This window comes from Dactylosporangium sucinum (assembly GCF_014647515.1).
In the GTDB taxonomy this organism is placed as follows: domain Bacteria; phylum Actinomycetota; class Actinomycetes; order Mycobacteriales; family Micromonosporaceae; genus Dactylosporangium; species Dactylosporangium sucinum.
In genome coordinates, this window is record NZ_BMPI01000008.1 from 184,193 (window position 1) to 208,670 (window position 24,478).

Sequence of the window (24,478 nt, forward strand, 5' to 3'; positions counted from 1 at the left end):
GCAGAACACTGAGGGGAGGGTGAGATGGCGCGCCGGAGGCTGGGCTTTTGGCGGCGTTTCGCCGTCATGACCGTGAAGCCCTTGATCGGGGCGCTGACCCGCCGCACCTGGAAGGGGATGGAGCACATCCCGGCCGAGGGCGGGGTGATCATCGTCGTCAACCACATCTCCCACGCCGACCCGCTCGCCGTCGCGCACTACATCTACGACGCCGGCCGCTGGCCGTCGTTCCTGGCCAAGTCCAGCCTGTTCGAGGTGCCGGTGCTCGGCTACCTGCTCAAGGCGGTGCACCAGATCCCGGTCCGCCGCGGCACCACCGACGCCGTCAAGGCGCTGGAGGCCGCCCGCGTCGGGGTCAAGGGCGGCGAGTGCGTGGTCATCTACCCGGAGGGGACCACGTCGCGCGAGCCCGACCTGTGGCCGATGCGTGGCAAGACCGGCGCGGCGCGGCTCTGGCTCGACACCGGCGCCCCGGTCGTCCCGATCGCGATGTGGGGGCCGGAGCGGATCTACGACCCGCGCACCAAGAAGATCGACGTCTTCCCGCGGAAGATGATGCAGATCACCACCGGGCCGGCGCTCGACCTGTCGGCCTGGGCCGGTGCGCAGCCCACCGCGCAGATCCTCGGCGAGATCACCGACCACGTCATGCTGCACCTGCGGGACATGGTGGCCGAGCTGCGCGGCGGCACCCCGCCGCCGCTGTACGGCACGACCAAGCGGGCCAGCCAGTCCGAAGAGCACACCGCATGAGCGCGATCAAGCGGGTCGCCGTCCTCGGCTCGGGCTCGTGGGGCACCGCGTTCGCGAAGGTGCTGGCCGACGCCGGCACGCCCGAGGTCACCGTCTGGGCGCGGCGGCCCGAGCTGGCGGCCGCGATTCGCGAGCGGCGGGTCAACCCGGAGTACCTGCCGTCCACGCCGCTGCCGCGCGCGGTCACGGCGACCGCCGACGCGGCCGAGGCGCTCGACGGCGCCGACCTGGTCGTCCTCGCGGTGCCGTCGCAGACGCTGCGGCAGAACCTCGCCGCCTGGGCCGGCCTCATCGGCCCGGACGCGACGCTGGCCAGCCTCATGAAGGGCATCGAGCTCGGCACGCTCAAGCGGATGAGCGAGGTGATCGTCGAGGTCGCCGGGGTCGAGCCGGAGCGGGTGACCGTGGTCACCGGCCCCAACCTGGCGCCGGAGATCGCCGCCGAGCAGGTCGCCGGCACGGTCGTGGCGGGCCGCGACATCCGCCGGGCCGAGCTGGTGCAGCGGGCGATCAGCACGCGGTACCTCCGTCCGTACACGAACGACGACGTCGTCGGCTGCGAGCTCGGCGGCGCCGTGAAGAACGTGATCGCGCTCGCCTACGGCATGGCCGCCGCCCTCGGGTTCGGCGACAACACCCGGGCCACGCTCATCACCCGCGGCCTGGCCGAGACCGCCCGGCTGGGCGCGGCCTTCGGCGCCAACCCGATGACGTTCGCCGGGCTGGCCGGCCTGGGCGATCTCATCGCGACCTGCTCGTCGCCGCTCTCGCGCAACCGCACGTTCGGCGAGCGGCTGGGGCGCGGGGAGACGCTGGAGCAGGCCCAGGCGGCGACCCGGCAGACCGCCGAGGGCGTCAAGAGCTGCCTGTCGATCCGTGACCTGGCCCGCAGCGTGGGCGTCGAGATGCCGATCACCGAGCAGGTCGAGCTGGTCTGCCACGAGGGGCTCGACCCGCTCAAGGCGACGACCGCCCTGATGGCCCGCGAGACCAAGCCGGAGCGCCCGGGCATGCCCTCGACCGGCCAGTAGGGTTGCCGCATGCCTCTCGGTGACGGCACGCGCGCCGTGCACGCCGGCCTGCCCGCCCCGGTGCCGGGCCGCCCGTTCCTGCCCGGCCCGGTGCCCGCTGCGCCCTACCACCTCGACCCGGTCGCCGGCCCGCAGCCGGGCGTCGACGGCTACGGGCGCACCGACAACAGCACCTACCGGGCGCTGGAGACGGCGATCGGCCAGCTCGAGGGCGGCGAGTGCGTGGTGTTCGCGAGCGGGATGGCGGCCGTCACCGCGGTCCTGCTCACCACGCTGCGCAGCGGCGACACCGTCGTGCTGCCCAGCGACGGTTACTACCTGACCCGCGTCTTCGCCGCCGAGCACCTGCCCGAGCGGGGCGTGACGGTGCTGACCGCGCCCACCAGCGGGCCGTATCCGGCCTTCGACGACGTCCGCCTCCTGCTGCTGGAGACGCCGTCGAACCCGGGGCTCGACGTCTGCGACCTGGCCGGGCTGGCGGCGGCCGTGCACGCGCGCGGCGGCCTGGTCGCCGTCGACAACACCACCCCGACGCCACTGGGCCAGCGGCCGCTCGACCACGGCGCCGACGTGTCGGTCGCGTCGGGCACCAAGGCGCTCACCGGCCACTCCGACCTGCTGCTCGGGTACGTCTGCACCCGCGATCCGCAGCTCGCCGCCACGATCCGCACCTGGCGGGCCCGGACGGGCGCGGTGCCGGGTCCCTTCGAGGCGTGGCTGGCCCACCGCTCGCTCGGCACGCTCGACCTGCGGCTGTCCCGGCAGAGCGCCAACGCCTCCGCGGTGTCCGACGTGCTGGCGGGACATCCGGCGGTGCGGTCGGTGCGCTGGCCCGGCCGGCCGGAGGACCCCGCCTACGGGCTGGCCCGCCGGCAGATGCGGCGGGTGCCGGGGGTCGTGACGTTCACGCTCGCCGACAAGGCGGCCGTCGACCGCTTCCTCGACGCGTCCGAGCTGGTCTTCGCCGCCACCTCGTTCGGCGGGCTGCACACGTCGGCCGACCGCCGTGCGCAGTGGGGCGACAACGCCCCGGAGGGGCTGGTGCGCTTCTCCTGCGGCATCGAGGACACCGCCGACCTGGTGGCGGACCTGCGTCGGGCATTGGACGCGGCACGCGCCTAAAGATCCCGCTAGGGTCGGCGGCGTGGATACGCCAGAGAAGACCCGGGTCGCCGTCGTGTTCGGCGGGGGCAGCACGGAGCACGCCATCAGCAGCGTCGGCGCGGCCGAAATCCTGTCGGCCCTCGACGCCGACGACGAGTTCGAGATCGTGCCGGTCGGCGTGACCCGCGAGGGGCAGTGGGTGCTGCCCGGGGCCGCCGCCTCCGGCGCCTCGACCGACCTGGTGCCCACCGGCGCCGACGTGGCGGTCGTCGACGCCCGCGCCGGCGTCGCCCGGCTGGCCGGCATCGACGTGGTCTTCCCGGTGCTGCGCGGCGCGTTCGGCCACGAGGGCACGATCCAGGGCCTGCTGGAGATGGCCGACCTGCCCTACGTCGGGTCCGGGGTCTTCGCCTCCTCGGCCGCGCTCGACCGCGACCACCTGCGCAAGCTCGCGGTGGCCGCCGGCCTGCCGGTGGCGCCCTACGCCGTCCTGCGCGGCGGCACGCCCCTCGACGAGGCCGGCCGTTCCCGGTTGACGCTTCCGGTGGCGGTACTGCCGGCGCGCGGCCACGGCGGCGAGACGCTGGTCGGCGACTGGGCGGACCTGGACGCGGCCGTCGCCGCCGCGCGGGAGGTCGACGGCAAGGTCGTCGTCGCGAGCGTCCCGGCGGGCCGGCGCGTGACGGTCGGCGTGCTCGACGCGGGTGGCGCCGGCGCCGGCGGGGCGCCCGAGGCCAGCGTCCCCGGCGAGCTCACGGAGGACGGGGTCACCGCGCCGGCCGAGCTGCCCCGCGACGTCGAGCGCGCGGTGCGCGACCTGGCCGTGCAGGCGTTCGTGGCCCTCGACTGCGCCGGGCTGGCCCGCGTCGACCTCACCGTGACCCCGGCGGGCGAGGTCACGCTCGACGCGATCGACACGATGCCGGCGTTCGAGCCCGGCGCACCGTTTCCTTCGGTCTGGAGTGCGAGCGGGGTGCGGTACGACACCCTCGTCTCACGGCTGATCCGCGCCGCCGTGCGCCGGGGGACCGGCCTGCACTAGAGGTCCTTGCCGAACGACCGGACGTCCGGGTAGCCCTTGTAGTGCCCGAAGTCCTCGATGCGCGCGTAGCCGGACCGTTCGTACAGGCCGATCGCCTCCGGCTGCGCGGTGCCCGTCTCCAGCCAGATCCGCTTGCGGCCGGCCCGGCGGGCGTCGTCCTCGACCGCGGTGAGCAGCGCCTTGGCGACGCCGAGGCCGCGGTGCTCCGGCGCGACGTACATCCGCTTGAGCTCCGCGGTCTCGAACTGATCGTCCTCGGTCAGCGTGCGCCAGCCCACGCACCCGGCGGGCGCGCCGGCCACGTAGGCGACGAGGAAGCCGCCCTCCGGCGGGTCGAACTCGCCGGGCTCGATCGGCGTGCTGTCGCCGTCGCCGCCGTAGCGCTCGGCCAGCTCGGCCAGCGCGGCGGCGGTCAGGGTGGCGGCGATCCGCGAGCCGTAGCGGGTCAGTCGGATGTTGATCTCTGTCACGAGGGTAAAGGGTATAGTCCCTTTTGCGCCTTACAGCATCGGCGGTGAGTCGTTACCGAAAGTGATCCCAGCCCGGTGCCCCGCCCGCGTAACGTCGCCCGTCGACCGTCACACCGTCACCCGCTGTGAACAAACTGGACGCGACGACGCTGCCGACGACGAGCCAGTCGGACGACAGCCGGGTGTCCGAGGGAAAGGTGGCCGCCAATGCGTGGTCATCGCCGCCGGTCAGTATCCAGCCGTACGGGTCGACGCCCAGCGCGGTCGCGGCGTCGCGCATCGGCTCCGGCACCGTGAACGCGTCGCGCCGCACGTCGATCCCGACGCCACTGGCCGCCGCGATGTGCCCCAGGTCGGCCAGCAGGCCGTCGGAGACGTCGATCATGGCCGTGGCGCCGAGCCGCGCGGCGACCGGGCCGAGGTGGTAGGGGACCTCGGGCCGGCGGAACGCCTCGACCAGCAGCTTCGGCGAGCGGAAGCCGCGGGAGAGGATGGTGTACCCCGCGGCGGCGTGCCCGATCCGCCCCGCGACCGCGACGACGTCGCCCGGCTGCGCCCCGCTGCGCAGCACCGGCGACTCGCCGCCCAGGTCGCCGAGCGCGGTCACGGAGATCGTCAGCGTCGGGCTGGCCGAGGTGTCGCCCCCGACGACCACGGCGCCCGTCTTGCCGGCCTCGGCCGCCAGCCCGTCGGCGAGCTCCTCGGCCCACGAAATTTGCAGGTTCGCCGGGGCGCACAACGCCACCAGCAAGGCGGTCGGCCGGGCGCCCATCGCGGCGATGTCGGCCAGGTTGGCGGCGGCAGCACGGTGGCCGACGTCACGCGCGCTCGACCAGTCGCGGCGGAAGTGCCGGCCCTCGACCAGCACGTCGGTGCTCGCGACGACCCGGCCGTCGGGCGCCGCGACCAGCGCGGCGTCGTCCCCGGGGCCGAGCAGCACGTAGGGCGACTCCGCCCCGAGCCGGGCCGTCACCCGCGAGATCAGCCCGAACTCCCCGGCGGTTGCTACGGTCACCCGTCCTCCATCTTGGTGCTCGTTATTGTTGTCTACCCAGCGTGTCGTGGCATGATCACGCACGGCGGTGGATTGCTGACTCTCATGTTGCGGTAGGTTCACGCCTGATCAGCGCTCGCGCGGCGCAGGAAGGGGTCGTGTCGTGGTACAGGCATACATCCTGATCCAAACAGAGGTCGGCAAGGCGCGTGATGTGGCGACGGCCATCCAGGAACTCGCCGGGGTGGTGCGGGTCGACGCGGTCACGGGTCCGTACGACGTGGTGGTCCTCACCGAGGCCCGCAGCGTCGACGAGCTGGGCAAACTGATTGTCAGCAAGGTCCAGATGGTGCCGGGGATCACCCGCACCCTCACCTGCTCGGTGGTGCACTTATAGATGGCGTCTCCGTCCCGCATCGCCACCCTGGCGGCGCTGCCCCTCGCGCTGCTGGCCGGCCTGGGGGTGTTCTGGGCGCTCGGCGGGTTCCCGTCGGCACCGTCGACGTCGGCGGTGTCGGCGACGGCGGCCCCGCTCGACCAGGACACCGCCGCGGTCTGCCGTGCCCTCGTGGCGCGGCTGCCGACGTCGCTGGGCGGCCTTGACCGCCGCCCGGTGACCGCGGGCGGCGAGCAGAACGCGGCCTTCGGCGACCCGCCGATCGTGCTGTCCTGCGGCGTGCCGGTCCGCTCGATCCCGCAGAACGCCCAGCTCCTGGCGCTGTCCAACGTATGTTGGTATCCGGAGGAGCGCTCCACCGAGACCGTCTGGCAGTCGGTCGACCGCAAGGTCTCACTGCAGGTGGTGGTCCCGAAGAAGGCGGAGGGCTCCTGGGTGGTCAACCTGTCCGCCCCGATCGTGGCGACGGTGCCGCAGACCGCGTCCCCCGGCCCGGTGCACTGCTGAGTTCTGCCTTCCTCAGCGCGGCCAACGGCTTCGGGCTGTTCCAATTACACCGGAATGGGAAAATTTGCTCGATGCTGCGCGGCCGCAATGTGTCATCGGCATGGTGGTGGGCTTCGTGGTGATCCTGTTCCTGCCGGAGCTCCAGCTGCGCTCGCTCGCGGGCACGGCAAGCTGCACTCGCTCGCGGGCACGGCAAAAGGCCCCGCGAGTGGCTCGCGGGGCCTTTTTCTGCTTGGCTGGATCAGCCGCGGACGACCTTGCCGGCCTTCAAGCAGGAGGTGCAGACCTGCACCTTCCGCGTGGTGCCGCCACCGGCCGGGGTGCGCACCGTCTGAATGTTGGGGTTCCAACGGCGGTTGGTCCGCCGGTGCGAGTGGGACACGTTGTGGCCGAAGCCCGGTCCCTTGCCGCAGACGTCGCACACGCTAGCCACGGGGATCTCCTGGGATTGATTGCGTCTCGGGCTGGAACCGTCGCCGCGACCGCGGACCGGATTCCAGGTGCCATCCGCCGGGCAACCGGCAGACAACCCAGCAAGGTTACCTGATCCCGCCCCGCCACACCCAATCGGGCCCGGTCGGGGCGGCTTCGGTGGGAACTGTCGGTGGTCGCCGTTAGGCTCTGGCCCGTGCCCGACAGTGTGGACGCCGCCGCCGTCCGCCGGTGGTGTGCCACCGGCCTCGGTGGCCTGCGCCGGCACGAGGCCGAGATCAATGCCCTCAATGTCTATCCGGTGCCCGACGGCGACACCGGCACCAACATGATGCTGACCCTGGCCGCCGCGGTCGAGGCCGCCGGCTTTGCCGGGAGCACCGACGGGGACGAGTCGCTGGGGGGAGTGCTCCGGCGGGTGGCCCGCGGCGCGCTGCTCGGCGCCCGGGGCAACTCGGGCATCATCCTGGCCCAGGTCTTCAAGGGGCTGGCCGAGTCGCTGGCCGACGCCGAGACGGTCGACGGCGCCGCGCTGGCGCGGGCGCTGGATCACGCGGCGAAGACGGCGTATCAGGCCGTGGCCGCCCCGGTCGAGGGCACGGTCCTGACCGTGGGGGTCGCCGCCGCCAAGGCCGCGCTGACCGCCGCCGAGAGCGTCGACGGAGCGGAGCGGGCGGACGGGCGGCGTGGCGGCGGGATCCGGGCCGTCGTCCGGGCCGCCGCGCACGGGGCGCGCATCGCGCTCGCACACACGCCCGAGCAGCTGCCGGCGCTCGCCCGGGCCGGCGTGGTCGACGCGGGCGGGCGGGGGTTCGTCGTGCTGCTCGACGCGCTGGTCGAGACCGTCACCGGGGAGCGGATGCCCGAGCTGGACAGCGCGGCCGGGCTGCCCGGTGCCCGGGGCCACCGCACCGTCGTCGAGATGGAGCGGGAGGCGGGGTCCGACGAGTTCGCCTACGAGGTGCAATACCTGCTGGAGGCGCCCGCCGACGCCGTGCGGGAGCTCAAGCACAGGCTCGCGCCGCTCGGGGACTCGCTCGTCGTGGTCGGGGACGACCGCACCTGGCACGTCCACGTGCACGTCAACGACATCGGGGCGGCGGTCGAGGCCGGGGTCGAGGCGGGGCGGCCCAGCCGGATCTCGGTGACGCGGTTCGCCGACCAGGTGCGGGTGCGGCAGAGCGAGGTCGCGCACGGGCCGCGCGGGGTCGTGGTCGTGTGCAGCGGTGCCGGGCTGGGGGAGCTGCTGGCCGGGGAGGGTGCGACCGTCGTCGGCGGCACGCCGTCGACCGGGGAGCTGCTCGAGGCGATCCGGCGGGCCGGCACCGAGCGCGTGGTCGTGCTGCCCAACGACCCCAACGTGCTGGCGGTGGCCACGGCCGCGGCCGCGGAGGCGCGGGCGGCCGGGATCCGGGCCGGGGTCGTGCCGACGCGGTCACCGGTGCAGGCGTTGGCGGCGCTGGCGGTCCGAGACGCGCAACGGCGGTTCGAGGACGACGTCATCGCCATGGCGGAGGCCGCGGCCCGCTGCCGGTCGGCCGAGCTGACCGTGGCGAGCCGGGAGGCGCTCACCGTCGCCGGGCGATGCCAGCCGGGGGACGTGCTGGCCATCGTCGACGGCGAGGTCAACCTCATCGGCGACGACCTGCCGGGGACCGGGCAGCGGCTGCTCGACCGCATGCTGTCGGGCGGCGGCGAGCTGGTCACGCTCATCGCCGGGCAGGGGGCGCCCGAGGGGCTGGCCGACGCGCTGCGCGACCACGTCGCCGGGGCGTGGCCGTTCGTGGAAGTGCAGTGCTTCGAGGGCGGGCAGCCGCACTACCCGCTGCTCGTGGGGGTGGAGTGAACCGGTGACCGAGATCGACCTGTCGACGCCGCTGCCGAAGGTGGTCGGGGGCGCCGGCGCCAAGCTGCTCGGCGAGAGCCTCGGCCTGCAGACGGTCGGCGACCTGGTGTATCACTTTCCGCGCCGTTACGAGGAGCGCGGCGAGCACACCGACATCCGCTCCCTGGAGATCGACACCGACGTCACCGTGTTCGGCCAGGTCAAGCGGGTCAACGCGCGGCAGTTCACCCAGCAGCGCGGCGCCACGCGGGGCAAGCGGGGGTCGCTCGTCGAGGCCGTGATCGGCGACGACAGCGGCGGTGAGATCAGCGTCACGTTCTTCAACCAGCCGTGGCGGGAGAACCAGCTGCGACCCGGCCGCTGGGGGCTGTTCTCCGGCAAGGTCGGCCGGTTCAACCAGAAGCTCCAGCTCAACCAGCCCGACTACCTGCTGCTCGACGCCGGCGAGGGCGAGGAGGCCGTCGAGGAGTTCGCCGGGGCGATCATCCCGGTGTATCCGGCGTCGGCCAAGGTCCCGACCTGGCGGATCGCCGCGGCCGTGCGCACCGTGCTCGACGTGCTGCCGCCGACGCCCGACCCGGTCCCGGCGACGATCCGGGCCGAGCGCAACCTCTCGGCGCTCGACAAGGCCCTGCGCGAGATCCACCGGCCCGAGTCACAGGCCTCGCTGGCCAAGGCCCGGCGGCGGCTGAAGTGGGACGAGGCGTTCGCCCTCCAGCTGACGCTGGTCCAGCGCAAGAAGCGGGCCGAGGACTGGCCGGCCAAGCCGCGGCCGCGCCGCGACGACGGCCTGCTCACGGCGTTCGACGCGAGCCTGCCCTACGAGCTGACGCGGGGCCAGCGCGACGTGGGCGACGAGATCGCCGCCGACCTGTCCCGCGCCCACCCCATGCACCGCCTGCTGCAGGGCGAGGTCGGCTCCGGCAAGACGCTCTGCGCGCTGCGGGCCATGCTCCAGGTGGTCGACGCCGGCGGCCAGGCGGCGATGCTCGCCCCGACCGAGGTGCTCGCCGCCCAGCACCACCGCAACGTGGTCGACCTGCTCGGCGCCATGGCCCGGGCCGGCGAGCTCGACGCGGCCGAGCAGGCCACCCGGGTCGCGCTGCTCACCGGCTCACTGGGCGCCGCCGCCCGGCGCCGGGTCCAGGAGGAGCTGCGCAGCGGCGCCGCGGGGATCGTCGTCGGCACGCACGCCCTGCTCTACGAGGGGGTCGACTTCGCCGACCTCGGGCTGATCGTGGTCGACGAGCAGCACCGCTTCGGCGTCGAGCAGCGCGACGCCCTGCGCGCCAAGGCCGACCAGCCGCCCCACGTCCTGGTGATGACCGCCACACCGATCCCGCGCACGGTCGCCATGACCGTGTTCGGCGACCTGGAGACGTCGGTGCTGAGCCAGCTGCCGAAGGGCCGCTCGCCGATCGCCTCCCACGTCGTGCCGGTCGCGGAGAAGCCGGCCTTCCTCGACCGGGCCTGGCGCCGCCTGCGCGAGGAGGTGGCCAAGGGCCACCAGGCCTACGTGGTGTGCCCGCGCATCGGCGACGCCAAGTCCGAGGGCGAGGACGCCCCCGGCGGCGACGACGGGCGCCGGCCCCCGCTGGCCGTGCTCGACGTCGCGCCCGCCCTCGATGAGGGCCCGCTGCACGGGCTGCGGATCGGGATCCTGCACGGCCGGCTGCCGGCCGACGAGAAGGACGCGGTGATGCGCTCCTTCGCCGCCGGTGACCTCGACGTGCTGGTCGCGACCACGGTGATCGAGGTGGGCGTCGACGTCCCCAACTCGACGATGATGGTGATCATGGATGCCGACCGGTTCGGCGTCTCCCAGCTGCACCAGCTGCGCGGCCGGGTCGGCCGGGGCAGCGCGCCCGGCCTCTGCCTGCTCGTCTCCGAGGCCGGCGAGGGCACGCCGGCCCGGGCCCGGCTCGACGCGGTGGCCTCGACGACCGACGGGTTCAAGCTGGCCGAGCTCGACCTGGAGCAGCGCCGCGAGGGCGACGTGCTCGGCGCGGCCCAGTCCGGGCACCGCTCCCACCTGCGCCTGCTGTCCCTGCAGCGCGACGCCGACCTGATCGGCGAGGCGCGGCTGCAGGCGACCGAGCTGATCAGCGAGGACCGGGAGCTGGAGCGGCACCCCGGGCTCGCCGCCACGATCGCCCGGCTCGTCGACGAGGAGCGCGCCGAATACCTGGAGAAGGGCTGATGACGCGCATCGTCGCCGGCACGCTCGGCGGGCGGCGGCTCGTCGTGCCGGCCGGCCAGGGCACCCGCCCCACCTCCGACCGGGTCCGCGAGGCCCTGTTCAGCACCCTGGACCACATCGCCGACCTCGACGGCGCCCGCTTCGCCGACCTCTTCGCCGGCTCGGGCGCGGTCGGGCTGGAGGCGTGCTCGCGCGGCGCCGCCCACGTCCTGCTGGCCGAGGCCGACGCCAGGGCGGCCCGGATCGCCCAGGGCAACATCGCGTCGCTCGGCGTCGGCCAGCGGGTCCGGCTGGTCGCCGACAAGGTCGAGCGGCTGCTGGCCGGCGCCCCGGAGGAGCCCTACGACGTGGTGTTCCTCGACCCGCCGTATGCGATGGCGGACGCGCGGGTGCACGAGATCCTGCGGGCGCTCGTCGAGCGGTGGCTCGCCGGCGACGCCGTCGTGGTGGTCGAGCGGTCCAGCCGGGGCGCTCCGACGGCCTGGCCGGAGGGCCTCCGGCAGCACGCGGAGCGGCGATACGGCGAGACGACGCTGTGGTATGCCCGACGCGACCAGGAAGGCTGACGCAAACCTTTAGAGAGCCTTTGGTACGGTCCCCGCTCATGAGGCTTGGGCTGGTGCAATGAGGCGCGCGGTCTGTCCGGGTTCGTTCGATCCGGTCACGAACGGGCACCTTGACATCGTCGGACGCGCATCGAAGATGTTCGACGAAGTCGTCGTCGCGGTGCTGATCAACCAGAGCAAGGCGGGGCTGTTCACCGTCGAAGAGCGGCTGGAGATGCTCGCCGAGGTGGTCGCCCCCTATCCGAACGTCCGGGTCGACGCCTTCCAGGGCCTGCTGGTCGACTTCTGCCACGCCAACGAGGTCGGCGCGATCGTCAAAGGCGTGCGGGTGGCCAGCGACTTCGACTACGAGCTGCAGATGGCCCAGATGAACCTGGGGCTCGGCGGCATCGAGACGCTGTTCATGCCGACCAACCCGAAGTTCTCATTCGTCTCGTCGAGCCTGATCAAAGAGGTCGCCAAGTGGGGCGGCGACATTTCGCCGCATGTACCCGATCTGGTGGCGAATCGCCTGCGTGAACGCTTCGCCTCGGCGGGGCAACCGTCACGAAACTGAGGCTCAAAAACCCGAGTGGCGATAAAGCGGCACGGTGGGTCGGGCCGCATGATGGTTACGTCGTTCGACGTTGGGACAGGAGTGACCGCAGGTGGATCCGCTCGAGAGCATCGACCAGATCATCACGCTGGTTGAGCAGGCCCGGTCGGCGCCGATGTCACGGAGCAACTTCGTGTTCGACCGGGCCGAGATGATCAACCTTCTCGACCAGTTGCGCGCCGACCTGCCGGGGGAGCTTCGGCGGGCCTCGGCCCTGCTCGACGAGCGCGACAAGATCGTCGACGCCGGCCGGCGCGAGGCCGAGCGGATCATCTCGGAGGCCGAGGCCGAGCACACCCGGCTCGTGTCGATCAACGAGATCGTCGTCTCGGCCGAGCACGAGGCGTCCCGCATGATCAACGAGGCCCGGGCCGAGACCCAGCGGCTGCGCGACGAGGTCGACGACTACGTCGACACCGCCCTGGCCAACTTCGAGCAGTTCCTCACCCGGTCGCTCGCCTCGATCGAGCGCGGGCGGGACAAGATGCACGCGCTGCGGGAGATCGGCTCGTTCACGCCCTCCGGCGAGGATGACCGGCCGCTTCCCTTCTGAGCCCCCGCTGATCCCCGGATGGCCCCGCGCTAAGGTTGGGGGCGATTCGACGGAAGATCTGCCGCTCAGGTAGCCTAGTCCGTCGGCCCTGCCTGGCCGGAGTCTGAAGATGCCACACCAACCGCACCCGCACCTGGATCCCCGGTCGCCGCTGGTCCTCGAGACGAGAGACCTCCCACGCCGACCGGGCGCTCTGCATGCGGTCTCCCGGAAGGTGCCGGCGCCCGGGGACCTCGGTCTGGAGCTGATCGGCGTGCCCCAGGGCGCCGAGCTCGACCTCCAGCTGCGCATGGAGTCGGTGTCCGAAGGCGTTCTCGTCTCCGGCACCGTCACCGGCCCGCTGGTGGGCGAGTGCGGACGCTGCCTACGTCCGATCAGTGACACGCTGGACGTCCCGATCCAAGAGTTCTATGCCTACGAGCACAGCACGACGGACGAGACGACCGACGAGGACGAGGTCGGACGGCTGCAGGGCGATCTGATCGACCTGGAGCCGGCGTTGCGGGACTCGGTGGTGCTCTCCCTGGCCGCCAACCCCGTTTGCCGCGAAGACTGCCCAGGGCTGTGCCCCGACTGCGGGGTGCCGCTCGACGAGTTGCCCGAAGGCCACAACCACGAGCAGCTCGACCCGCGCTGGGCCGCCCTGTCCCAGATCAAGACGTCAGAGGAGTAAGACCCGTGGCCGTTCCCAAGCGGAAGATGTCGCGCAGCAACACCCGGGCCCGCCGGAGCCAGTGGAAGGCCGTCGCGGTCTCCACGCAGCCGTGCCCGCAGTGCCGCTCGCCGAAGCTGCCCCACGCTGCCTGCTCGGTCTGCGGCATGTACAACGGCCGCCAGGTCATCGAGGTCTGACCACCGGATTCGGGTGACGCGATCCGACCGATCGCCGCACGGCGGGAAGCCCCCGTCCGGCGTCGCGCGGATCGCCGTCGACCTCCTCGGCGGGGATGGGGCTCCCGCCGTCGTGGTTGACGGCGCTCTGCGCGCATGCAGCGCCGATCCAGACCTCCACCTCGTCCTCGTCGGGCCGCAGTCCGCGGCCGACGAGGTCATCGGCGCGCTCGCGGTCCACGACCGCGAGCGCGTCAGCGTCATCGTCGTCGAGAGCCGCGTCGGCATGGCCGACTCCCCGCTGCGCAACATCCGGCGGGAGTCGACGGTCCGGGCGTCCGCCGAGGCGGTCTTCGCCGGCCGGGCCTACGGCATGGTCTCCGCCGGCTCCAGCGGCGCCGCCGTCGCCGCCTCCGCCCACGTCCTGGGCCGCCTCAGCGGCGTCCGCCGCCCGGGACTGGCCGCCGCCCTGCCCACCCCGAACGGTCCGGTGCTGCTCGCCGACGTCGGGGTCACCCTCGACGCGACCATGCTGGAGCTCGTCCAGCACGCCGTGCTCGGCGCCGCCTACGCGGCCGTCGCGCTCGGCATCCCCGGCCCGCGCGTCGGCCTGCTGTCGATCGGCAGCGAGCCCGGCAAGGGCGACCGGCTGCGCCGCGCGGTCTCCATCGCCCTCTCCGACATCCCCCTGCCCGCCGGCAGCCGGTATGTCGGGCTGGTCGAGGGCCACGACGTGGCCCAGGGCGGCCGGGCCGACGTCGTCATCACCGACGGGTTCACCGGCAACGTCCTGCTCAAGGGCATCGAGGGCGCCCTGCGGGGCACCCGCACCCACGAGGCGGCGGCAGTGCTGCTCGGCGTCGTCGGCGACGTCGTGGTCTGCCACGGTGCCGCCGACGGCTCCGACATCGCCGACGGCATCGCCCTCGCCACCCGACTGCACCGCGACGGCATCATCCCCGCCGTCGGGGAGCTCGCCGACGATCTGCTGACCGAACTCTCCTCGGCCGGCGGCCTCACCATCCGTGACCAGCTGGGAGAGCGCACGTGAAGAAACCGAGCCAGCTCGAGGCCGCCTTCGGTCTCGAATTCGACCCCGACATGCTGCGGCGCGCGCTGACCCACCGCTCCTACGCCTACGAGAACGGCGGCCTGCCCACCAACGAGCGCCTGGAGTTCCTCGGCGACGCGGTGCTGGGCGTGGTGATCACCACCGCCCTGTTCCACAACCATCCCGACCTGGCCGAGGGCCAGCTGGCCAAGCTGCGCGCGAGCGTGGTCAACATGCGGGCGCTGGCGGACGTCGCCCGGCGGCTCGGTCCCGACGGCATCGGGCCGTACCTGCTGCTCGGCCGGGGCGAGGAGGCGACCGGCGGCCGCGACAAGGCCAGCATCCTCGCCGACACGCTCGAGGCGCTGATCGGCGCGATCTACCTGCAGTACGGCCTGGACGCCACCGCCCAGGTGATCCACAAGCTGTTCGACGCGCTGATGGCCGAGGCCGCCCTCCGCGGCGCCGGCCTCGACTGGAAGACCAGCCTGCAGGAGCTGACCGCCGGCCGCGGCCTCGGCGTCCCGGAGTACCGCATCGACGAGGAGGGCCCCGACCACGCCAAGCGGTTCACCGCCTGGGTGATCGTGGCGAAGCGGCGGTACGGCGGGTCCCAGGGTGGCAGCAAGAAGGAGGCCGAGCAGCGGGCCGCCGAGGCCGCGTGGCGCGAGCTGTCCTCCGACGACGGCACCCGGGAAGCCGGCGATGACGCCGACCACTGAGGTGCTCGAGCGAAGGCGAAACGCGTCGATCCTGCTGGCGTACCCCCTCGGCCTGTACGCGCTGAGCCGCCTCGTGCAGCTGTGCCTCGTGTGGTGGATGGCCGACGACGGCAAGGTCCGCGACCGGCTGCTGGCCTGGGACGGCGGGCACTTCGTGCGGGTGGCCGAGGAGGGATACCCGACCGGGTACACCTACAACGCCGACGGCGTGCTCGTCGGCAACGGCCTGGCGTTCTTCCCGGGCTACCCTATGCTCGTGCGCCTGACGCACTTCGTCACGCGGCTCGACTACCCGACGGCGGCGATCACCGTCTCGTGGATCGCGGGCGGCGCCGCGGCCGTGCTGCTGTGCGCGCTCGGCACCCGGCTCTACGACCAGCGGGCCGGCCTCGCCCTGACCGCGCTGTTCTGCATGCAGCCGATGTCGATGGCGCTGTCCATGGCGTACTCCGAGGCGCTGTTCACGGCGCTGGTCGCCGGCATGCTGCTGTTCGCGCACCGGGGCGACTGGCTGCTCGCCGGCGCGCTCGGGCTGGGCGCGGCGCTGACCCGGCCGACCGGCGCCGCGGCCGCGATCGCGCTCGCCGTCGCCGCCGGGATCACGGTGTACCGCGGGCGCGGCACCCTCGGTACCGCCGCATGGAAACCCATCGCGGCAGCCCTGGTGGCGCTGGCCGGCGTCCCCGCCTACCTGCTGTGGGTCGGCATGCGGGTCGGCGACCTCCACGCCTGGTTCGACATCCAGACGGCCGGGTGGGGCACGACGTTCGACTACGGCACCTCCAGCCTCAAGTTCGTGCGCGACTCCCTGCGGGCCGGCGACGGCTGGGTCCAGGTGAGCATCGCGTGGATGGTCATCGGCGTCGTGATCCTCGCCGCGGCGGCCGTCGCGATGCGCGTCTGGCCGCCGCTCACCGTCTACGGCCTGCTCGTGCTCGTGCTGGTCCTCGGCCAGGGCGGCTACTACCACTCGAAGCCGCGGCTGCTCGTGCCGGCGCTGCTCATCCTGGTCCCGCCGGCGGTCGCACTGGCTCGGGCGAGGCCGCGCACGGCGGCGCTAGTCTTGGCGGGCTTCGGTGCGTTCGGGCTGTGGTACGGCTCGTATCTCATCACCGCCTGGCACTACGCGATCTGAGGACTCACATGCCCGAGCTTCCCGAAGTCGAGACCGTCCGCCGTGGGCTCGACAAGTGGGTCTCCGGCCGGCGCATCGCCACCGTCGAGGTGCTGCACCCGCGGGCCGTGCGCCGGCACCTGCCCGGCGCCGAGCACTTCGCCGGCCTGCTCGCCGGCCGGCGGGTGGGGGCGGTGATGCGCCGCGGGAAGTACCTCTGGCTCCCCCTCGACGACGAGGACGCCCTCGTCGGCCACCTCGGCATGTCGGGCCAGCTGCTCATGCAGCCCGCCGACGCCCCGGACGAGACGCACCTGCGGGTCCGCTTCCGGTTCGACGACGACGGCCCGGAGCTGCGCTTTATCGACCAGCGCACGTTCGGCGGGCTGGCCGTGTCGCCCGGCGGCGCGGTCCTGCCGGCCGAGCTGGCGCACATCGCCCTCGACCCGGTCGACCCCCTCTTCGTCGACGAGCTCTTCGTCGCGGCCATGCGCAGGCGGCGTACCGAGGTCAAGCGCGCCCTGCTGGACCAGACCCTGATCTCGGGCGTCGGCAACATCTACGCCGACGAGGCCCTGTGGCGCGCTTCGCTGCACGGCGGCCGCGACACGTCGCTGCTGACCCGCCCGGCGGTCCGCCGCCTGCTCGGCCACGTCCGGGACGTGCTGTACGAGGCGATCGGCCAGGGCGGCACGAGCTTCGACGCCCTGTACGTGAACGTCAACGGGGAGAGCGGCTACTTCGAGCGGTCGCTGAACGCCTACGGGCGCGAGGGCCTGCCGTGCAACCGGTGCGGCGCGGCGATCCGCCGTGAGGCGTTCATGAACCGCTCGTCGTTCTCCTGCCCGCGCTGCCAGCCCCGCCCGCGGCCGGCCACCCGCCCAGCCTGACCCGCTCTCCGCGCTGCCCGCGCGCTCTCCGCGCTGCCCGCCCTCCGCGCGCTGCCCCGGCGAGCGAGCCGGGACGCCCCGCGCGCCGCGATCTTGGGTTGTGGTCCCCGACTTGTCGGACATGGGGGATTTTTTCGGGACCACAAACTCCAAGATCGCGGCGGGTGGCGAGCCGCGGTCGGGAAGCGCTCCGGTCGCGGGGCGCGGTCGGGTTGCGGCGGGTCACGGTCGGGTCGCGCGGGCGGTCGGGTCGCGGGCCGCCACGGTCGAATTGTGGGCCACGGTCGGGCCGAGGTCGGGAACTGGGCGGGCCCTGGTCGGGTTGCGGGCCGCAGCTGGGTCGCGGCCGTGGTCGGTCGCGGGCATTAGGGCGGCGGGCAATCGGTCGGCGTACAGGTGGTGGGTGTGGCGGAGCCAGCTTGTAGACGTTGGTCGATCTACCCTCGCGACCTCGGGGGATTGTGAGGGTAGATCGACCAACGTCTAAGCAAAGCCGGCAGTCAGGCGCCCGGGGCCGGGGACGGCACCGCGTGCAGGTGGCGGAACGGGCGGGGGCGGCGCGGGGCCGGGGTCGCCCGGCTCAGCTCGCCCAGCGACGGGCTCAGGCCGCACCACGCGGGCAGGTCCGCGTACGGGTCCGGGGCGCCCAGGTCGGTCACCAGGCCGAAGCCCGCCCCCCGCTCCACCTGCAACTGCGCCGCCTGGTCGAGCTCCCACGGCGGCACCGCGTGGACCAGGTGGCCGTCGCCCGGGCGGGCGCCCTCGCACGACCACCGGCGGTAGTCGCGCCAGTTGCCGTCGAACACGCAGACCGGCAGGCCCAGGTCGCGGTAGGCGTCGTCCGGCGGCTCGCCCGGGTTCAGCACCACCTCCGGCAGGCCGGCGCGGGTGGCGGCCTGGGCGGTGACGGCGACGGGGCCGATCGCGTACGGGCTCACGGGGGTACGGTCGAGGAAGACGCCGCGGACCGGGTAGCCGGCCCAGCGGTACACGTCGGCGCGGATCTGGGTGATCGGGCGCGTCCCGTAGTCGAGGTCGACGTAGCCGAGCAGTCGTGTGCCCGCCGCGTCGAGCCGGTTCATGGCCGCGGTCCACAGCGGATCGCGGCCACTGCCGGGTCCGTATGCGACGTCGACGACGACGCTGAACGCCGGACCGTGTCCCGCGATGATCTCCCATGCGTGTGGCCGGGCGAGCGGATGCGCCCGCAGTGGCAGGAGCGTCGGAACCCGGTCCACGACCGGACTAACGATGCTGGGCCCCCTCAAGCACGCCCGGTGTCCACGGTCCAGTAGGCCGTGCGACCGCGCATGGCGGCGCCGACACCGATCGATGTGATGTCGCAGTTGACCAGCACGTCGCGGCTGTTGTCGTCGCGCAGCCAGCGCTTGACCACGTCGCCCGCGTCGCCGCCCTTGGCGACGAGCTCGTTCTGGAAGCCGGAGAACCCGGCCCGCTGCGCGCGCTCGGAGGGGTTGCTGCCGTCGCTGCCCTTGGTGCCGGTGAAGTCACCGGCCGCCATGTCGGCGCTGTGCGCGCGGGCCGCGGTGCGCAGCTTGGCGTCCATCCGCACCGGCTCGCACTTCTCCTTGCGCCGCTCGTTGTTGACGAGCTGCACGACGCGATCTTCGTAGGAGTTGTTGAAGTTCGCGGCGACCAGCGTGGCGGCGGCGGACGCCGGCTTCGCGCTGGTGGGAGCGGCCGAGGACGGCGGGGCGGCGACGGAGGGAACGGCGGAAGAGGGAGGTGCATCGTCGAGGGCGGCCTCCGACGCGATGCCGGGCGCGGGCCCGTTCCCCGTCAGCGCCGGCACGATCAGGAACCCCAGCCCGGCGAGGACCAGCACGGCGGTGACGGCCGCGGCCACGCCGACCGGGCCGAGCCGGTCCACCAACCGCGGCACCATCGCGTGTGTCTCCCGGGTCTGCTCGGCTGGTGGGGGAGGAAGAATTTCCGGTGAAGACGCTACTTTGCAGTGGCGCCGCGGGGCAACCGGTGGCACACTGCCACGATCGGCGCGGCGGTGCGGATCACGCACCCGGGTGAGTGAGAACACGAGAACACCCTGGCCAGGACGTTTGGCGTGCCGGTCGGCTTGACTAAGTCGCGACCCCGGCGGAACATAGAGGGGTCGCCAGTCGCGCCCATTTATGCCCTTGTGCTTCGGTCGCGGGTGCTGGGCGCGCGTTTGCCGGAGTCGACCGGCTGCGCTTATCAAGGAGACGATATGGCTAAGGCCCTCTTCGGCCACGTAGGCAGCGCGCCCGATCGGCGCCTTGTCGACGAGGTCACCCAACTGCGTGCCAAGGTTCGGGCGCTCGAATTCGAGATCGTTCGATTGCGTGCCGAAAACGACCGGCTTGCTGCGGCGGCTTCGGAGGCGGACCAGCTGTCCCGCCTCGTCGAGCCGGCAATGGCCTGACGTTTCACGGAAAGCACGACCCACACGCAGAACTGAACAGCAAACCCGCGCGCCGACATCCCAGGGGTCTCGGCGCGCAGTCATGTTCGCTGGTGGTAACGACGCGGACGTCCGGTTGGTTGCGCGAGTGGCCCGAGTGGCCGGTGTGCCCACGACACGCGCATTATGGTGTGCGGCGCTGCCGGGTTGGGTACTCTCCCGGCGGTACCCTGCCGGGTAAGAGACGTCGACCAGTGGAGATCCGTGCACCTCAAGAGCCTGACGGTCAAGGGCTTCAAGTCCTTCGCCTCAGCGACCACGCTGAGGCTCGAACCGGGCATCACCTGCGTCGTCGGGCCGAACGGCTCGGGCAAGTCCAACGTGGTCGACGCGATTTCCTGGGTGCTCGGCGAGCAGGGCGCCAAGGCGCTGCGCGGCGGCAAGATGGAGGACGTGATCTTCGCGGGGACCGCCGGCCGGGCCCCGCTGGGACGCGCCGAGGTCACCCTCACAATCGACAACACCGACGGTGCGCTGCCGATCGACTACACCGAGGTGTCCATCACCCGCCGGATGTTCCGCTCCGGCGAGAGTGAGTACGAGATCAACGGCAACCAGTGCCGCCTGCTCGACATCCAGGAGCTGCTCTCCGACTCCGGCATCGGCCGCGAGATGCACGTGATCGTCGGCCAGGGCCGGCTCGACGGCGTGCTGCACGCCCGCCCGGAGGACCGCCGCTCGTTCGTCGAGGAGGCCGCCGGCGTCCTCAAGCACCGCAAGCGCAAAGAGAAGGCCATCCGCAAGCTCGAGGCGATGCAGGCCAACCTCAACCGCCTCGGTGACCTCACCACCGAGCTGCGCCGCCAGCTCAAGCCGCTGGGCCGGCAGGCCGAGGTGGCCCGCCGCGCCGCCGGCATCCAGGCCGACCTGCGCGACGCCCGGCTCCGGCTGCTCGCCGACGACCTGGCCACGCTGCGCCGCACCCTCGACAAGGAGATCGCCGACGAGACCGCCCTGCGCGCCCGGCGTGAGGAGGTCGAGGCCGAGGTCGAGACGATCAACGAGCGGCTCGCCGCGCTGGAGGCCCAGCACGCGGCCGACGCGCCGGTCCTGGCCGAGGCGCAGGACACGTGGTATCAGCTGTCGAACCTCCAGGAGCGGTACCGCTCGCTGCACCAGCTGGCGGGGGAGCGCTACCGCAACCTGTCCGCCGCGCCGGTCGACGAGCGCCCCGGCCGCGACCCCGACCAGCTCACCGCCGAGGCGGAGAAGGTCCGCGAGCAGGAGGAGGAGCTGCGCGCCGCGCTGGAGGCGAGCCAGGAGCGCATGGCCGAGGCCGTCGAGCGCCGGCAGGACCTGGAGCGCCGGCTCGCGTTCGCCGAGAAGGCCATCGTCGCGGCCCACAAGGCCATCGCCGACCGCCGCGAGGGTCTGGCCAAGCTGACCGGCCAGGTCGAGTCGGCCCGCAGCCGCGCGACGGCCGCCGCCGACGAGATCGAGCGGCTGGCGGTCCAGCTGGCCGAGGCCGAGACCCGCGCCGAGCACGCCCAGGGGCTGTTCGAGGAGGCCAGCGCGGGCGCGTCCGTCGCCGATCGGGACAACGCCGACCTGGAGCTGCGTCACCAGGAGGCGACGCGCGAGCTGGAGACGATCAACGGCGAGGTCCGCACCCACAGCGACGCCGAGCGGGCGGCCGAGAAGGACGCCGCCCAGTGGAAGGCGCGCGAGGAGGCCCTCGCCATGGGCCTGCGCCGCAAGGACGGCGCGGGCACGCTGCTGGCCAGCGCCGACCGGGTGCCGGGCATGCTCGGCAGCGTCGCCGCGCTGCTGTCGGTCGAATCCGGGCACGAGGCCGCGCTGGCCGCCGCGCTCGGCGCGCTCGCCGACGCCGTGGCGGTGTCCGGTGTCGAGGCGGCCGTCGCCTCGGTCGAGCTGCTCAAGCACGACGACGCCGGCCGGGCCGCGCTGCTCATCGCGTCGGCGCCGATGCTGGACGCGCCGGTGGTCGAGCGGGTGCCGCTCCCGCCGGGCGCGCACTGGGCGATCGACCTGGTCCGCGTGCCCGACGAGCTGCGCCCGGCGCTGGAGCGGGCGCTCGGCGACGTCGTGTTCGCCCCCGACCTGGCCGTGGCGAAGCGGATCGTGTCGTACGCGCCGGGCCTGCGGGCGGTCACCCCCGAGGGTGACGTGCTCGGCGCCTACGCCGCGGCCGGCGGCTCCGGCAAGCAGCACAGCTTCATCGAGGTGCAGGCCGCCGTCGAGGAGGCCCGCCAGCGGAAGGTCGACGCCGAGCGGCGCGTCGCCGAGGCCCGCGAGCTGCTCGCGCTGGCCCGCAACGCCGCCGGGGTCGCCAAGCAGCAGGTCGCCGAGGCCGCCGCCGCCAAGAAGGAGGCCGACAGCCAGCGCAACGCCGCGGCCCGGCGGCTCGCCGAGTTCGGCGCCGCGGCCAAGTCGGCCAAGGCCGAGGTCGAGCGGCACGCGGCCGCGAAGGGCAAGGCGGAGGCGGCCCGCGAGTCCGGCCTGGCCAGCCTGGCCGAGCTGGAGGAGCGCCTGGCGGCGGCCGAGGAGACGCCCATCGACGAGGACCCGTCGACGATGGAGCGCGACGACCTCGCGGAGCAGGTGCCGGGCGCGCGCCAGCACGAGATGGAGGTCCGGCTCGCGGTACGCACCGCGGAGGAGCGGGTCGGCGCGCTGGCCGGCCGGGCCGACGCGCTGCTGCGCCAGGCCGCGGCCGAGCGGCAGGCCCGCGAGCGGGCGGCGGCGCGCAAGGCCACCCGAGCCCGCGGCGCCAAGGTCGCCGAGACCGTGATGTCCGGGGCCGCGTTCGCGCTGGAGCAGCTCGCCGGGTCGATCGCCGAGGCCGCCGAGACCCGCGACACGCTCGCCGCGACCCGGGCCGAGCGCGAGTCCGAGCTCGCGGAGGTCCGCGGCCGGGCCAAGCAGTTCACCGCCGAGCTGGAGCGGCTCACCAGCGCCGTCCACCGGGACGAGGTCGCCCGGGCCGAGCAGCGGCTGCGCATCGAGCAGCTGGAGGCCCGCTCGGCCGAGGAGTTCGGCCTCGACGCCGACACGCTCGTGGCCGAGTACGGGCCGGAGGTCGAGGTGCCGCCGACCGCGCCGGAGATCGCCGCGGCGGAGGCCGACGGGCGCCCGGCGCCCGAGCCGGTGCCGTTCGACCGGGCCACGCAGGAGAAGCGGGCCGCCAAGGCCGAGCGCGAGCTCAACCTCCTCGGCAAGGTCAACCCGCTGGCCCTGGAGGAGTTCGCGGCGATGGAGGAGCGCTACAAGTTCCTCTCCGACCAGCTCGAGGACCTCAAGGCGACCCGGCGTGACCTGCTCACCGTGGTCAAGGACGTGGACGACCGGATCCTCGAGGTCTTCACGAGTGCGTACCACGACACGGCCCGCGAGTTCGAGCAGGTCTTCTCGGTGCTCTTCCCGGGCGGCGAGGGCCGGCTCGTGCTCACCGACCCCGACGACATGCTCACCACCGGCATCGAGGTCGAGGCCCGCCCGCCGGGCAAGAAGATCAAGCGGCTGTCGCTGCTCTCCGGCGGCGAGCGCTCGCTGACCGCGGTCGCCCTGCTCTGCGCCATCTTCCGGGCCCGACCCAGCCCGTTCTACATCATGGACGAGGTGGAGGCGGCGCTCGACGACGTCAACCTCGGCCGGCTCATCACGCTCTTCGAGCAGTTGCGCGAGCGCAGCCAGCTGATCATCATCACGCACCAGAAGCGGACGATGGAGGTCGCGGACGCGCTCTACGGCGTGACCATGCGCTCCGGCGTCACCGAGGTCATCTCCCAGCGACTGCGAACGGAAGAGGCGGCATAACGTGGTTGAGAAGCCGACGGCGTTGCTGATCGACTTCGACGGGGTGCTGCGCACGTTCGACGTGTCCGTGAACGCGGTGATCGAGCAGCGCTACGGCCTGGAGCCCGGCACGGTGCTCGACACCGCCCTGGAGTGGGACCGGCTGCTCCCGGCGATCACCGGCCGGATCACGCGCGACCAGTGGCTGGCGACCGTCGCCGAGGCGCTGCAGGAGCGCCTCGGCAGCCCCGACCAGGCGGCCGCGCTCATGAAGGAGTGGGTCGTCTACCCCGGGCACATCCGCCCGGAGGTGCTGGCGTTCGTGCGCGACGTCCGAGCCGCCGGCCTGCCGGTGTGCCTGGCCACCAACGCGACCGACGACCTCGTCAACGTGCTCGCGACGTTCAACCTCGCCGGCGAGTTCGACGCGGTCGCGAACTCCTCGGAGATCGGCATCCACAAGCCGACCAAGGAGTACTTCGCGGCGGCGTGCGCGCTCGTCGACACCCCGCCGGCCCGGTGCCTGCTCGTCGACGACACCGACCGGATGATCCGCGGGGCGCGGGCGGCCGGCCTGACCGCGTACCGCTACAGCGACGGTGACGACCTGACCTACCCGCGCCGGGCGTTCGGGATCTAGCCTGAAACAGGCCTCAAGGGCTAGAGCGCGCCCTCGACGGCCTGCACGACCTCGTCCGCCTTCGGCTGGGTCCGCGGGCCGAAGCGGGCCGCGACGGCACCGTCCTTGCCGACCAGGAACTTCTCGAAGTTCCACCGGATGTCGCCGGTGTGGCCCTCGCCGTCGGCGGCAGGGGTCAGCAGGTCGTAGAGCGAGTGCCGCCCGGAACCGTTGACCTCGACCTTTTCCGTCATCGGGAACGTGACGCCGTAGGTCGTGCTGCAGAACTCGGCGATCTCCTCGGCCGTCCCCGGCTCCTGCCCGGCGAACTGGTTGCACGGCACGCCCAGCACGGAGAAGCCGCGGTCCTCGTAGGTCCGCTGCAGTTCCTCCAGCTCCGCATACTGCGGGGTCAGCCCGCACCGCGACGCGACGTTGACGACCAGCACCGGGCGTCCGCGGAACTGCCCCAGGTCGAGCGGCTTGCCCTGCAGGTCCGCGATCTCGATGTCGTAGAAGCTCATGCTCTTGATCGTAGGCCGCG

Annotated in this window: 26 protein-coding genes; 20 read left to right on the forward strand and 6 right to left on the reverse strand. The window is 73.1% G+C overall.

The window, feature by feature from the left end; all coding sequences use genetic code 11:
• The first annotated feature begins 24 nt into the window (after positions 1-24).
• The 4 genes from IEZ31_RS10635 to IEZ31_RS10650 are packed head-to-tail and all read left to right on the forward strand — an operon-like array spanning position 25 to position 3,930.
• Positions 25-753 carry a lysophospholipid acyltransferase family protein gene (locus IEZ31_RS10635; protein WP_190249610.1) on the forward strand — a complete coding sequence of 243 codons (729 nt, stop codon included), beginning with the start codon at positions 25-27 and terminating at the stop codon, positions 751-753.
• Positions 750-1,784, forward strand: a complete 1,035-nt coding sequence (locus tag IEZ31_RS10640; protein WP_190249611.1) for an NAD(P)H-dependent glycerol-3-phosphate dehydrogenase — start codon at positions 750-752, stop codon at positions 1,782-1,784. The genes IEZ31_RS10635 and IEZ31_RS10640 overlap by 4 nt, the downstream gene beginning before the upstream one ends.
• A 9-nt stretch (positions 1,785-1,793) precedes the next feature.
• The gene (locus IEZ31_RS10645) at positions 1,794-2,906 is read left to right on the forward strand and encodes a cystathionine gamma-lyase (RefSeq protein WP_190249612.1); all 1,113 of its coding nucleotides are present in this window, start codon (positions 1,794-1,796) and stop codon (positions 2,904-2,906) included.
• A 22-nt stretch (positions 2,907-2,928) separates the two neighbouring features.
• Positions 2,929-3,930: a D-alanine--D-alanine ligase gene (locus IEZ31_RS10650; protein WP_190249613.1), complete on the forward strand. Its 1,002-nt coding sequence runs from the start codon at positions 2,929-2,931 to the stop codon at positions 3,928-3,930.
• On the opposite strand, the gene IEZ31_RS10655 is transcribed toward IEZ31_RS10650, so the two are convergent.
• Entirely contained in the window at positions 3,927-4,400 is a 474-nt protein-coding gene (locus IEZ31_RS10655) for a GNAT family N-acetyltransferase (protein ID WP_190249614.1), read from the reverse strand. The genes IEZ31_RS10650 and IEZ31_RS10655 overlap by 4 nt on opposite strands.
• Positions 4,401-4,452: 52 nt before the next feature.
• Positions 4,453-5,415 carry a thiamine-phosphate kinase gene (locus IEZ31_RS10660; RefSeq protein WP_190249615.1) on the reverse strand — a complete coding sequence of 321 codons (963 nt, stop codon included), beginning with the start codon at positions 5,413-5,415 and terminating at the stop codon, positions 4,453-4,455.
• A gap of 142 nt (positions 5,416-5,557) precedes the next feature.
• Here IEZ31_RS10660 and IEZ31_RS10665 point away from each other — a divergent pair, with 142 nt between their 5' ends.
• A complete protein-coding gene (locus IEZ31_RS10665) occupies positions 5,558-5,791 on the forward strand; it encodes an Lrp/AsnC ligand binding domain-containing protein (RefSeq protein WP_190249616.1) in 234 nt (77 codons plus the stop codon).
• Entirely contained in the window at positions 5,792-6,298 is a 507-nt protein-coding gene (locus IEZ31_RS10670; protein WP_190249617.1) for a DUF3515 family protein, read from the forward strand.
• 241 nt (positions 6,299-6,539) lie between these two features.
• Here IEZ31_RS10670 and rpmB read toward each other — a convergent pair whose 3' ends face one another.
• A complete protein-coding gene (rpmB, locus tag IEZ31_RS10675; protein ID WP_190249618.1) occupies positions 6,540-6,731 on the reverse strand; it encodes a 50S ribosomal protein L28 in 192 nt (63 codons plus the stop codon).
• Positions 6,732-6,926: 195 nt separating this feature from the next.
• Here rpmB and fakA point away from each other — a divergent pair, with 195 nt between their 5' ends.
• The 11 genes from fakA to mutM all read left to right on the forward strand — a co-directional run bounded on the left by fakA (position 6,927) and on the right by mutM (position 17,098).
• Entirely contained in the window at positions 6,927-8,576 is a 1,650-nt protein-coding gene (gene fakA, locus IEZ31_RS10680) for a DAK2 domain-containing protein (protein WP_190249619.1), read from the forward strand.
• A 4-nt stretch (positions 8,577-8,580) separates the two neighbouring features.
• Positions 8,581-10,776 (forward strand): ATP-dependent DNA helicase RecG, encoded by a 2,196-nt coding sequence (recG, locus tag IEZ31_RS10685; protein ID WP_190249620.1) that lies wholly within the window; start codon positions 8,581-8,583, stop codon positions 10,774-10,776.
• The gene (gene rsmD / locus IEZ31_RS10690) at positions 10,776-11,342 is read left to right on the forward strand and encodes a 16S rRNA (guanine(966)-N(2))-methyltransferase RsmD (protein ID WP_190249621.1); all 567 of its coding nucleotides are present in this window, start codon (positions 10,776-10,778) and stop codon (positions 11,340-11,342) included. The genes recG and rsmD overlap by 1 nt, the downstream gene beginning before the upstream one ends.
• Before the next feature lie 58 nt (positions 11,343-11,400).
• Positions 11,401-11,898, forward strand: coding sequence for a pantetheine-phosphate adenylyltransferase (gene coaD, locus IEZ31_RS10695; RefSeq protein ID WP_190249622.1), 498 nt, complete (start codon positions 11,401-11,403; stop codon positions 11,896-11,898).
• Positions 11,899-11,989: 91 nt separating this feature from the next.
• Positions 11,990-12,490 carry an ATP synthase subunit B family protein gene (locus IEZ31_RS10700; RefSeq protein WP_190249623.1) on the forward strand — a complete coding sequence of 167 codons (501 nt, stop codon included), beginning with the start codon at positions 11,990-11,992 and terminating at the stop codon, positions 12,488-12,490.
• 109 nt (positions 12,491-12,599) lie between these two features.
• Positions 12,600-13,163, forward strand: coding sequence for a YceD family protein (locus tag IEZ31_RS10705; RefSeq protein WP_190249624.1), 564 nt, complete (start codon positions 12,600-12,602; stop codon positions 13,161-13,163).
• A gap of 5 nt (positions 13,164-13,168) precedes the next feature.
• Positions 13,169-13,342 (forward strand): 50S ribosomal protein L32, encoded by a 174-nt coding sequence (gene rpmF / locus IEZ31_RS10710; RefSeq protein WP_190249625.1) that lies wholly within the window; start codon positions 13,169-13,171, stop codon positions 13,340-13,342.
• A gap of 13 nt (positions 13,343-13,355) precedes the next feature.
• Positions 13,356-14,372 carry a phosphate acyltransferase PlsX gene (locus IEZ31_RS10715; protein WP_190249626.1) on the forward strand — a complete coding sequence of 339 codons (1,017 nt, stop codon included), beginning with the start codon at positions 13,356-13,358 and terminating at the stop codon, positions 14,370-14,372.
• Complete coding sequence (rnc, locus tag IEZ31_RS10720; RefSeq protein WP_190249627.1) at positions 14,369-15,094, forward strand: ribonuclease III; 726 nt, start codon at positions 14,369-14,371, stop codon at positions 15,092-15,094. The genes IEZ31_RS10715 and rnc overlap by 4 nt, the downstream gene beginning before the upstream one ends.
• The gene (locus tag IEZ31_RS10725) at positions 15,078-16,229 is read left to right on the forward strand and encodes a mannosyltransferase family protein (RefSeq protein ID WP_190249628.1); all 1,152 of its coding nucleotides are present in this window, start codon (positions 15,078-15,080) and stop codon (positions 16,227-16,229) included. Before rnc ends, IEZ31_RS10725 begins: the two co-directional genes overlap by 17 nt.
• A gap of 8 nt (positions 16,230-16,237) precedes the next feature.
• Positions 16,238-17,098, forward strand: coding sequence for a bifunctional DNA-formamidopyrimidine glycosylase/DNA-(apurinic or apyrimidinic site) lyase (gene mutM / locus IEZ31_RS10730; protein ID WP_190249629.1), 861 nt, complete (start codon positions 16,238-16,240; stop codon positions 17,096-17,098).
• Positions 17,099-17,598: 500 nt separating this feature from the next.
• On the opposite strand, the gene IEZ31_RS10735 is transcribed toward mutM, so the two are convergent.
• Positions 17,599-18,336, reverse strand: coding sequence for a spherulation-specific family 4 protein (locus IEZ31_RS10735; RefSeq protein ID WP_190249630.1), 738 nt, complete (start codon positions 18,334-18,336; stop codon positions 17,599-17,601).
• Positions 18,337-18,362: 26 nt separating this feature from the next.
• Positions 18,363-19,004 carry a CAP domain-containing protein gene (locus IEZ31_RS10740; RefSeq protein WP_190249631.1) on the reverse strand — a complete coding sequence of 214 codons (642 nt, stop codon included), beginning with the start codon at positions 19,002-19,004 and terminating at the stop codon, positions 18,363-18,365.
• A 321-nt stretch (positions 19,005-19,325) separates the two neighbouring features.
• Here IEZ31_RS10740 and IEZ31_RS10745 point away from each other — a divergent pair, with 321 nt between their 5' ends.
• The 3 genes from IEZ31_RS10745 (at position 19,326) to IEZ31_RS10755 (ending at position 23,955) form a co-directional block, all read left to right on the forward strand.
• Positions 19,326-19,520, forward strand: coding sequence for a hypothetical protein (locus IEZ31_RS10745; RefSeq protein ID WP_190249632.1), 195 nt, complete (start codon positions 19,326-19,328; stop codon positions 19,518-19,520).
• A 243-nt stretch (positions 19,521-19,763) separates the two neighbouring features.
• Positions 19,764-23,336: a chromosome segregation protein SMC gene (gene smc / locus IEZ31_RS10750; protein ID WP_190249633.1), complete on the forward strand. Its 3,573-nt coding sequence runs from the start codon at positions 19,764-19,766 to the stop codon at positions 23,334-23,336.
• A gap of 1 nt (position 23,337) precedes the next feature.
• The gene (locus IEZ31_RS10755) at positions 23,338-23,955 is read left to right on the forward strand and encodes an HAD family hydrolase (RefSeq protein WP_190249634.1); all 618 of its coding nucleotides are present in this window, start codon (positions 23,338-23,340) and stop codon (positions 23,953-23,955) included.
• A 20-nt stretch (positions 23,956-23,975) separates the two neighbouring features.
• On the opposite strand, the gene IEZ31_RS10760 is transcribed toward IEZ31_RS10755, so the two are convergent.
• Complete coding sequence (locus tag IEZ31_RS10760; RefSeq protein ID WP_190249635.1) at positions 23,976-24,458, reverse strand: glutathione peroxidase; 483 nt, start codon at positions 24,456-24,458, stop codon at positions 23,976-23,978.
• Positions 24,459-24,478 lie beyond the last annotated feature (20 nt).

Bases quoted from the DNA above. Each gene is read 5' to 3' on its own strand.
- IEZ31_RS10635 (WP_190249610.1), top strand. From the start codon at position 25: ATGGCGCGCCGGAGGCTGGGCTTTTGGCGGCGTTTCGCCGTCATGACC.
- IEZ31_RS10640 (WP_190249611.1), top strand. From the start codon at position 750: ATGAGCGCGATCAAGCGGGTCGCCGTCCTCGGCTCGGGCTCGTGGGGC.
- IEZ31_RS10645 (WP_190249612.1), top strand. From the start codon at position 1,794: ATGCCTCTCGGTGACGGCACGCGCGCCGTGCACGCCGGCCTGCCCGCC.
- IEZ31_RS10670 (WP_190249617.1), top strand. From the start codon at position 5,792: ATGGCGTCTCCGTCCCGCATCGCCACCCTGGCGGCGCTGCCCCTCGCG.
- rsmD (WP_190249621.1), top strand. From the start codon at position 10,776: ATGACGCGCATCGTCGCCGGCACGCTCGGCGGGCGGCGGCTCGTCGTG.
- coaD (WP_190249622.1), top strand. From the start codon at position 11,401: ATGAGGCGCGCGGTCTGTCCGGGTTCGTTCGATCCGGTCACGAACGGG.
- IEZ31_RS10705 (WP_190249624.1), top strand. From the start codon at position 12,600: ATGCCACACCAACCGCACCCGCACCTGGATCCCCGGTCGCCGCTGGTC.
- IEZ31_RS10725 (WP_190249628.1), top strand. From the start codon at position 15,078: ATGACGCCGACCACTGAGGTGCTCGAGCGAAGGCGAAACGCGTCGATC.
- mutM (WP_190249629.1), top strand. From the start codon at position 16,238: ATGCCCGAGCTTCCCGAAGTCGAGACCGTCCGCCGTGGGCTCGACAAG.
- IEZ31_RS10740 (WP_190249631.1), bottom strand. From the start codon at position 19,004: ATGGTGCCGCGGTTGGTGGACCGGCTCGGCCCGGTCGGCGTGGCCGCG.
- IEZ31_RS10745 (WP_190249632.1), top strand. From the start codon at position 19,326: ATGGCTAAGGCCCTCTTCGGCCACGTAGGCAGCGCGCCCGATCGGCGC.
- IEZ31_RS10760 (WP_190249635.1), bottom strand. From the start codon at position 24,458: ATGAGCTTCTACGACATCGAGATCGCGGACCTGCAGGGCAAGCCGCTC.